At 43.5% G+C, this 9,045-nt stretch carries 8 protein-coding genes; 6 read left to right on the top strand and 2 right to left on the bottom strand.

Features of this window, described 5'->3' with window-relative positions:
• Window positions 1–639: 639 nt before the first annotated feature.
• Window positions 640–891: a hypothetical protein gene (locus BZJ18_RS13555; protein WP_108743155.1), complete on the top strand. Its 252-nt coding sequence runs from the start codon at window positions 640–642 to the stop codon at window positions 889–891.
• Between the two features lie 97 nt (window positions 892–988).
• Here the strand turns inward: BZJ18_RS13555 and BZJ18_RS13550 are convergent, their stop codons facing one another.
• Window positions 989–1,279 (bottom strand): hypothetical protein, encoded by a 291-nt coding sequence (locus tag BZJ18_RS13550; RefSeq protein ID WP_077457532.1) that lies wholly within the window; start codon window positions 1,277–1,279, stop codon window positions 989–991.
• A 618-nt stretch (window positions 1,280–1,897) separates the two neighbouring features.
• Here BZJ18_RS13550 and BZJ18_RS13545 point away from each other — a divergent pair.
• The 5 genes from BZJ18_RS13545 to BZJ18_RS13525 all read left to right on the top strand — a co-directional run bounded on the left by BZJ18_RS13545 (window position 1,898) and on the right by BZJ18_RS13525 (window position 8,266).
• Window positions 1,898–2,581 (top strand): fimbrial protein, encoded by a 684-nt coding sequence (locus tag BZJ18_RS13545; RefSeq protein ID WP_077457530.1) that lies wholly within the window; start codon window positions 1,898–1,900, stop codon window positions 2,579–2,581.
• A 330-nt stretch (window positions 2,582–2,911) separates the two neighbouring features.
• Window positions 2,912–3,667, top strand: coding sequence for a fimbrial biogenesis chaperone (locus BZJ18_RS13540; RefSeq protein WP_077457528.1), 756 nt, complete (start codon window positions 2,912–2,914; stop codon window positions 3,665–3,667).
• Window positions 3,668–3,694: 27 nt separating this feature from the next.
• Window positions 3,695–6,181, top strand: a complete 2,487-nt coding sequence (locus BZJ18_RS13535) for a fimbria/pilus outer membrane usher protein (protein WP_077457526.1) — start codon at window positions 3,695–3,697, stop codon at window positions 6,179–6,181.
• A 9-nt stretch (window positions 6,182–6,190) separates the two neighbouring features.
• Window positions 6,191–7,552 carry a fimbrial protein gene (locus BZJ18_RS13530; protein ID WP_077457524.1) on the top strand — a complete coding sequence of 454 codons (1,362 nt, stop codon included), beginning with the start codon at window positions 6,191–6,193 and terminating at the stop codon, window positions 7,550–7,552.
• On the top strand, window positions 7,553–8,266 hold the full coding sequence (locus BZJ18_RS13525) for a fimbrial biogenesis chaperone (protein WP_077457522.1): 714 nt from the start codon (window positions 7,553–7,555) through the stop codon (window positions 8,264–8,266).
• A gap of 49 nt (window positions 8,267–8,315) precedes the next feature.
• Here BZJ18_RS13525 and BZJ18_RS13520 read toward each other — a convergent pair whose 3' ends face one another.
• On the bottom strand, window positions 8,316–8,921 hold the full coding sequence (locus BZJ18_RS13520; protein WP_198532246.1) for a response regulator: 606 nt from the start codon (window positions 8,919–8,921) through the stop codon (window positions 8,316–8,318).
• Window positions 8,922–9,045: the final 124 nt, after the last annotated feature.

Below are 9,045 nucleotides of genomic sequence, written 5' to 3'. Positions count from 1 at the left end.
TTCCTATATCGATGCCAAAGTCCCCATGGTTTAATGCACCCACTTGCTTACGAGGGTAGCGACCAGCCGGTTTGTGTCCTCGTTTTAAATGAGGTCGGGGGTTTGTTATTGAACAAGCGCCCAGCATTAAAAATACAGAGGGTAGAGTAGTGCAAAACAAATTCACTAAAGTCGCTAGTGCAATCGGTTTAGCAGGTATGTTTTTACTGACATCAACTGCAACTTACGCCAACAATACCATTACATTTACGGGTGAAGTGACCGACCAAACCTGCTCAGTGACGGTGAATGACAACGTGTCTAACCCAGTTGTTTTGCTTGAATCCGTATCAGCCGCCGAGCTAGCAAACGCTGGCGATACCGCTGGACAGAGAATGTTCACCATTGGTTTGACAGGTTGTACTGCACCAGGGGCAGACACGCAACTAAAAACAAAGTTCGTGGGTAATAATGTCACGGCGGCGGGTAATCTGGGTAACACGGGTGATGCGGCGAATGTAGCGCTACAAATTTTAGATAACTCCCTGCAGCAGGCCGTTGATTTGACCTCAGAAGCATCATTAGNCTGGACAAATGTTCACCATTGGTTTGACAGGTTGTACTGCACCAGGGGCAGACACGCAACTAAAAACAAAGTTCGTGGGTAATAATGTCACGGCGGCGGGTAATCTGGGTAACACGGGTGATGCGGCGAATGTAGCGCTACAAATTTTAGATAACTCCCTGCAGGCCGTTGATTTGACCTCAGAAGCATCATTAGACGGCTTAGTTCTATTGTCAGGTGCGACGTCTGCCACGACGGAATATGGTGTGCAATACATCAGTGAATTGGGTGGAGCAACGGCAGGTAGTGTCTCAGGCTCTTTACAGTACGCTATCTCTTATAACTAATAGTAATGATAGGTCGATGCACTGTGTGATAAGCACAGTGCAGCACCTTTCATGTAACCGCATTCGTGCATCTGTCCTTGTTCGAATGTGCTCTCAGTTATAGGTAACTCACTAATAAATACTGATTGTTTTGTATTGTTTGGAATTTGACGTTCTTTATTTTTTCAGGATGCGTCGAAATTGGTTTGGCTCTGTTTCCTTTTTCAATGCGAATGCACTGAAATTTGTCTTGCTGAGCGCTACAGGTGCTTTCAACCACGCTACCCATAAAGGCAATAGACTCGCCAAATGTGCGCGCCACCGCCTTTGTGTTGGCGTCAGCCGCCACCGTATTCATGCTTGCGAAGAAAACGACTACGAGAAACCCAAAACATAATTTGTTCTTCATGTTATCTATCCTTTTCGTCATTAGGTTGTTTAGCTGTCACGTCAATAAGTTTAATTTAAAATGTTGAACAAACCTTAACCTGCTAAACAAAGAATGCTTTAATTTTGTGACGGTCTCCGCTTGTAATCGATTACCTGATCCATGTTGACCAATACGACCTGACTACTCGTAACGCGTCAGCCTATCAGAGTAGAGGTTTTACCTGCTTGCGGCCAAGCATTCAAATCATAATAGAGAGGCATGTCGTTTGTGTGACACGTCATCCCCAACTGATTCTGATGTCTACTCCAAGCTGAGCATAGATTACCACGAGATGGTGACGAAAATCACGACCACGATAGGCAAGTGTAAGCAGTTCTATCACGTTCTCCTGCTAGCTCGATGTATTAATGATAAAGAAATCAATTAAATATCAATGTGTTAATTTTGCTTCTGACGTATAGGACTTGTTACCTTCCTAAATAGGAACTTTCCTATATCGATGCCAAAGTCCCCATGGTTTAATGCACCCACTTGCTTACGAGGGTAGCGACCAGCCGGTTTGTGTCCTCGTTTTAAATGAGGTCGGGGGTTTGTTATTGGACAGGCGCCCAGCATTAAAAATACAGAGGTAGAGTAATGCAAAACAAATTCACTAAAGTCGCTAGCGCAATGGGTTTAGCAGGTATGTTTTTACTGACATCAACTGCAACTTACGCCAACAATACCATTACATTTACGGGTGAAGTGACCGATCAAACCTGCTCAGTGACGGTGAATGACAATGTGTCTAACTCAGTTGTTTTGCTTGAATCGGTATCAGCCGCCGAGCTAGCAAACGCTGGCGATACCGCTGGACAGAGAATGTTCACCATTGGTTTGACAGGTTGTACTGCACCAGGGGCAGACACGCAACTAAAAACAAAGTTCGTGGGTAATAATGTCACGGCGGCGGGTAATCTGGGTAACACGGGTGATGCGGCGAATGTAGCGGCTGGACAGAGAATGTTCACCATTGGTTTGACAGGTTGTACTGCACCAGGGGCAGACACGCAACTAAAAACAAAGTTCGTGGGTAATAATGTCACGGCGGCGGGTAATCTGGGTAACACGGGTGATGCGGCGAATGTAGCGCTACAAATTTTAGATAACTCCCTGCAGGCCGTTGATTTGACCTCAGAAGCATCATTAGGCGGCTTAGTTCTATTGTCAGGTGCGACGTCTGCCACGACGGAATATGGTGTGCAATACATCAGTGAATTGGGTGGAGCAACGGCAGGTAGTGTCTCAGGCTCTTTACAGTACGCTATCTCTTATAACTAATAGTAATGATAGGCCGCTGCACTGTGTGACAAGCACAGTGCAGCATTCCTCTATGTGAGTGTATTTGCGCGTTACACGTGCCTTCCTAGATGCCTCAAGTGCCATGTAAACATACGCCTAACAACAAGGGCGCTAGGTGCTCCACCTATGTGTTATCGCGACTTGGTGTCTTGACTAAGCGTAATGGTTTTATTTAAACCATGTTTTCTCTTTGTTGCAACTCAATTTGCCATCCTTGATGACATGGTTTCAATGTGGAATGTGGGCAGGGTCGCTTTTTAAAATGTTGTTTACATAGATGAGCGTCCGCTGGAGCTGTTTGGAGTTTTTATGATTATGTCGACTTCAAAAAGTAAGATGAAAATATTTGTTTTTATTTTGTTTTTCTTGCCTTTTTGTCAGGTGAATGCCTCTGTTGTGTTGAAAAATACGCGAGTAATATATCCTGCAGAAAAAAACGAACATACCATTCAGTTTTCTAATAATGATGCATATCCAAATATCGTTCAGATTTGGGTTGATGAGGGAGATGAAAAATCGACGCCGAAAACAGCAGACTCTTCGTTTGTCATCATGCCGCCGATATTTAAAGTCAACGCGAATGGAGGTCAGTCGGCGAGGATCTTGTATACAGGGGAACCATTAGCCCAAGACAGGGAAAGCATCTTTTATCTCAACTTTCTAGTTATCCCGCCTAATATCGAAAGCGACAGTAATAGACTTTCTATCGTTCTTCGTAATCGCGTTAAGTTGTTCTATCGGCCTAATGGTATTGCGGGGCCACCATCGGAAGCCATTGAAAAAGTCACAGTCCAATTGGGATATGAGAGGTCGGGAAAGTTGTCGTCTGTCACTCTCAATAATCGCTCTGGATACTTTATTAATTTATCGCGTTGGTCATTAACCGTAGATAACGAAAAGTATGTTTTTGGGCCGGCCATGGTTGAACCATTCAATGACTTGTTGGTAGAAAGCTACTTAGAAAAAAGCATCAGTCCAGAACAAGAAAATATAGACATGTTTAATTATGTCTATATTAACGACTTTGGCGCTCAAGTGTCTGGAAGTTTGGAAATTGCGGATTAAGTTTGCCCCGAGAAGTAGAGGTTTTCCATGTTTAGGCTAGTCCTGGCTATCATCGTTGTTGTGCTGGCGTCTTTTTCTTATGCACAATCCGATAAAAACGGTAATGAAGCCCCCCAGTTTGACTTTGATGAATCGTTATTATTGGGGTATCCCGAGGAAGAGTCGTTAAATGGTATACTTGATAATGTGTTGAATCAGTCTGATGTCAGTCCGGGCCAATATAGTCTTGATGTGTACATTAACGAACGCTTCTTAAGCCGAAAGCTTGTTGAGTTGATTAATCGAGATGGTGAAGTCGTACCTTGTTTATTACGTGAAACTTGGCAAGCAATGGGAGTTTTAGAGGAATACATTACTAATGATGTGATAACGCAGTGCTTGGTTGTTGAGGATTACAGTTTCGATGTCGATATGTCTCGGTTAAGGTTGAATGTGTTTGTGCCACAAGCTTATACGGAAAATCAACCAAAAGGTTATATTCCACGTGCACTGTGGGATGACGGAGAAGCTACATTTTTTACTAACTATGATGCTAACTATTATCGCTCAAATTTGTCGTCTGGCTATGATAACAGTGACAATGATAGCCTCTTTGTCGGTTTGCGCACGGGGATGAACATTGACCGTTGGCGAGTAAGAAGTCAATTCAATTATAGCTATAACAATGCCGGTAGTCGTACTCGTCGGCAGTTAAGTCATGCGCGTACGTATGTACAAACCGCCATCCCTGACTGGGAAAGTAAGTTAACATTCGGACAAACATACACATCGGATAATGTCTTTGATAGCGTCACTTTTGATGGGGTGGAAGTACAGTCGGATCCACGGATGCTGCCTATGTCTCGCCGTGGCTATGCGCCAGTTATTGTCGGTATGGCTGATTCGGTCGCAACCGTAACAGTGTCGCAACAAGGGCGAGAAATTTACCAACAAACAGTGCCGCCTGGCCCTTTTGAAATTAACGATATTACGTCACCTTACTACCGTGGTGATTTTGATGTGGTGGTCAAAGAAGCCGACGGTAAGACTAAGCGCTTCACCGTCCCTTTCCATGCGGTACCCGGTTCGATGCGATTGGGGCAGTCTCGCTACCATTTGGCAGTGGGTAAGATGAGGCTAAGTGACGTCAATGATGAGCCTTACTTTGCACAAGGCCTGTACGAGCAGGGCATCACCAACAGCTTAACATCGCATGTCGGCTTGCGCGCTGCCGAAGATTACTTAGGTTCAACCGTCGGCTTGGTATTAGGCACCTCGTATGGAGACGTTGGGATACGTTCAAGTTTTTCACATACAATCATTGATGATAACACGACTAATGGTTGGCGAGCGGGCATAGATTATTCAATCGGTTTTGAACAAACTGATACAACACTGACATTGGCCAGTTATCGCTATTCAAGTCAGGGGTATCGTACGCTGAATGATTTTGCTCGAATACACGGAGAAGATGATTTGCAATCGTCTGCACTGGTGCAATCTGAGCGAGACTATTTTAGCGTGAATGTGGATCAATCCTTACCAGGCAGAGGGCGACTTAACCTTTCGGGATCGCATACTGTATATAGGAATAATCAAGATGCAACTACCCAAGCGCAACTGAGTTACTCCACACAGATCGGAAAAGCCACACTCAATATTGGTTATTTGCGTAGCTTTGACCAAGCTGATTTAACGACTGATGATGTAGTGAATCTCGGCTGGAGTATGCCATTTGGGGGGAGTGATTCCCCAACATTATCTAGCTTCAACGTAACAAGTACGGGTGATCGTATTGCTTATCAGGCAGGTGTTTCTGGGCAATTAGCTGGCTTAGCGGATACCACGTATGGATTAAACTACGGTTTGAACGATAGCAAGCAGTCGACGGTTTCAATGAATGTGAATCATCTTTCACCAAAAGCCGCTTACGGGGCAAGCGTTAGCCGAAGTGATAATTACACACAGTGGGGCGTGAGCACTCGTGGGGGCTTGGTTATTCACGAAGGTGGTATGAATTTAACTGAAAGCTTAGGGAATACATTTGCAATCATAAAAGCTGATAATGCAGAGGGCGCGAGGATTCGTAATTCTAGAGGTGGGCGTATAGACAGCAATGGCTATGGTATCGCTAACCATCTGGCACCTTATAAGTACAACCAAGTGTCACTTGATCCCTCAACACTGTCAAACCCAGATGTTGAGTTGAAAGAAACACAATTTCGCCTCGTGCCAACGGCGGGGGCCAGCGTACAATATGATGTCGCCACCGAAGTAGGTAAAGCGGTTTTATTTAAAATTGAGGGGAATACGGTTCCTCCTTTAGGGTCGAATATTATGAACGAAGAAGGTGCTTTGTTGGGGATGGTATCTCAGGCAGGTCTTGCTTATGTACGGTTGTCAACGTTGTCCGGGCAACTTGTGATAAATTGGGGTGATAAAGATAATCAACAGTGCGTCATTGCCTATAATCTTGAGGAAGACAATAAGCGTGACCATGATTTTATTAAAGTTGCTGCTGTGTGTCAGTCGTAGGCGATTGAAATGAGATACCTTAAAATAACCTCTTTAGCCATAATGTTGGCGATTGTTAGCTTTAATGTTCATGCAATTGATAAATGCTATAAAATTAGCCATTCTCCCACGAGTGCAAAAAATAACCCTGGGCACAGAGAAAGCGTATTGCCAGAGGACGGTACAACTAATACTTGGATCGGGGCGACAGATAGAAACTACATCAATATGGATATGCCCAATGTTAATGTCGCTAATATTCGATTTCAGCCAGTTGGTACCATACTAGGAACATCCGTTAAGCACTTTCTTGATTTTGCCGACTCAGGGAAGTACTCGCCAGATCAAGTACTATATAAGTGTCCTCCCGAAGCTGAAGGGAGCATTTTTGAAATGTATTCCACAAATGGTGATTACCGGTGGGGGGGGCTTGATGATATGGAAGTCGGTACCTCATTTGGTATGGATAACGTGTATTCGACCTATATTAAAGGGTTAGGGTTTAGGATTACGAATCTATCTACCGGAGAGCATTTCTCTCATCTATGGAAGTCTCGAGCGTTAACAGATCTAGATCGTGATAGAAACGGAAATATATTACTTAAAGCTAAAGATTTTAGTAATATAAAAATTGAATTTATCCGTATCCCTGATGTTCATCCCAATGGCAATACAAGCGCCACATGGAGTGGATACCAGGCTGACGGGCTATTTAAGAATGGACAGCCATTGGGTTACTTCGCAGTCAGGCTCCCGCTTAATAAACTGGGTCAATTGTACGGCCCCATACCAGGACGAAATCATAGGACGCATTATCCGGGATGGTATAAGTATTGGCCTGCGACAATCGGTGTGACCAATAGTGTGTCTGTTCAGCGTGGGAAAACGTGTTTGGTTAATTTCGTAACCCCGACGGTGTCGTTCCCCTCCATCAGTGTTATCGAACTCAATCAAGGGATTGTGCGCCGAAGCCGTTTCTCTGTGTCTTACGAATGTGAGCAAGGCTCAACACGAGGAACCAACACTAGCGAAGTCAGTATGTTCTTTTTAACGAGCCCTGAAGCGTTTGCCGAGGCACAAAAATTATCGCTGGTCGATGCTGGGGTCTCAACGCGGTATTTGTTGAGTGAAAGCTACCGCGCAGACTCAACTGCGAAAGGGGTGGCGGTCACCCTTTACGATGACTCCGGCAAGCAGCTGAGTTTTTCTGATCCTAATCGATACTTTGAACGAACATATAACCCAGCGCGGCTTGCACCATCAGGACAAAACACGGGCGTACGAACATACACAATGTCCTTTGATGTAGAGCTTGGTCGTGTAGGAAATGGAGTACAGGTCACGCCTGGTAATTATAAATCCACCGCACGCGTGGTAATGAGGTTTAATTAAATGGTTGGATTTTTAACATTATTATTGAGTCTTTTCACCTGTCAGACTATTTATGCGGGAGTCGCTTTAGAAGAAGGCACTAGAATTGTGTTTTCTTCTACTGAACAGTTAAAGACAATCCACGTAATGAATACAAATAATTACCAAGTGGTTGTTCAGTCTTGGGTGGATGATGGCAACCTAAGCAATACACCGAGTAACGCTGACGCACCATTAATCACTAAGCCTGCATTGTTTACATTAGAGCCTGGCGAAACTCAAGGCATTCAGCTAATTAATGTGGATCCCCAGGCTCTAGAAAAAGAGCGTCTATACTGGTTAAACCTCCATGAGTTACCACCCAGCTTGGCTCCTCGCGAAGCGTCTTTAGATAAACTCGCATTAACCATGCAGACACAGTATAAGGTATTTTATCGCGGCCCTGAAACGGCATTAACGCATGATGGAATAAAACAAAGTATTAATGTTGATAAAGAAGTTGTGAATGGTTCCTATTGTTTAATTATAGAAAACCTTTCCTCCATTCACCTTAATCTCTCAAAAATAGAGACTGGTGGGCGTACATATAAACGATTTAACCGAACGGTTCCCCCGAGGGGAACGCTAAAATTAATGTCAAGCACCCCTTTGAAAGATAATCTGGTGATGTTAACTGTGATTGATGACAATGGGGCGCACTTTGATGTGTTAAAGTATCTAGAGCGCGACTTGTGATGTATTTATGGGGGAGTTATATTACTTAGCTGCCGCTTTAGATAAGTGTTTAATCTAGAGTTTTTATGTATTCATAAATATCTAAGTCATTCTCTAGTCCCAGTTTGTTCATTGCTTGTTTTTTTTGGGTGCTGATGGTCTTTATACTCCGATTTGTATAATCTGCTATCTTTGAAACTGTCATGCCCGCGCTATATAACCTTAGTACCTCGAGTTCTCTAGGTGATGGTTCTGACAGTGCTTGCTGGCGGCCGATTAATAAGTTGCTGACGCTAGGTGATATATATTTTTCCCCTTTTTTTACAACGCTTAGAACATGGTGTATGTCAGATAGAATATCTTTTTTAAGTAAGACACCATCAACCCCTAGCGATACAAGTGAGTTGAGTAATGCAGTGTTAGTCATTTGTGTTAGTACAATGATTTTTATCGTTGGGTGTTCACGTTTCACTTTTTTTAACATGGCGATGCCATCTACCTGTTCAGCATTTGGCATGCTATAGTCAGTGATTAAGGTATCAATAGTCTCTTTTGTTAGTTTTTTAAAAATATCGTCAGCACTCGTTGCTTCAGCAACGATGTTCGACTCTGTGCTTTGATTTTCGATTAGTGCTTTTACACCAGAAAGTACGATTGGATGATCATCAGCTATCATGATTCTCACGTTATTACCATCCTTTTCCATAAAATAAGTTTTAGTATAGACATGCTGATTTAACTGAGTGTGAGGGGTTGATCGTGAAATGTAGCTCTACTCATTGGGATATATAACAGAACAA

It is taken from the genome of Salinivibrio sp. IB872, from assembly GCF_001995345.1.
Taxonomy (GTDB): domain Bacteria; phylum Pseudomonadota; class Gammaproteobacteria; order Enterobacterales; family Vibrionaceae; genus Salinivibrio; species Salinivibrio proteolyticus.
The sequence above is the reverse complement of the archived record's forward strand: the minus strand, read 5'-3'. Positions and strand labels throughout refer to the sequence as shown.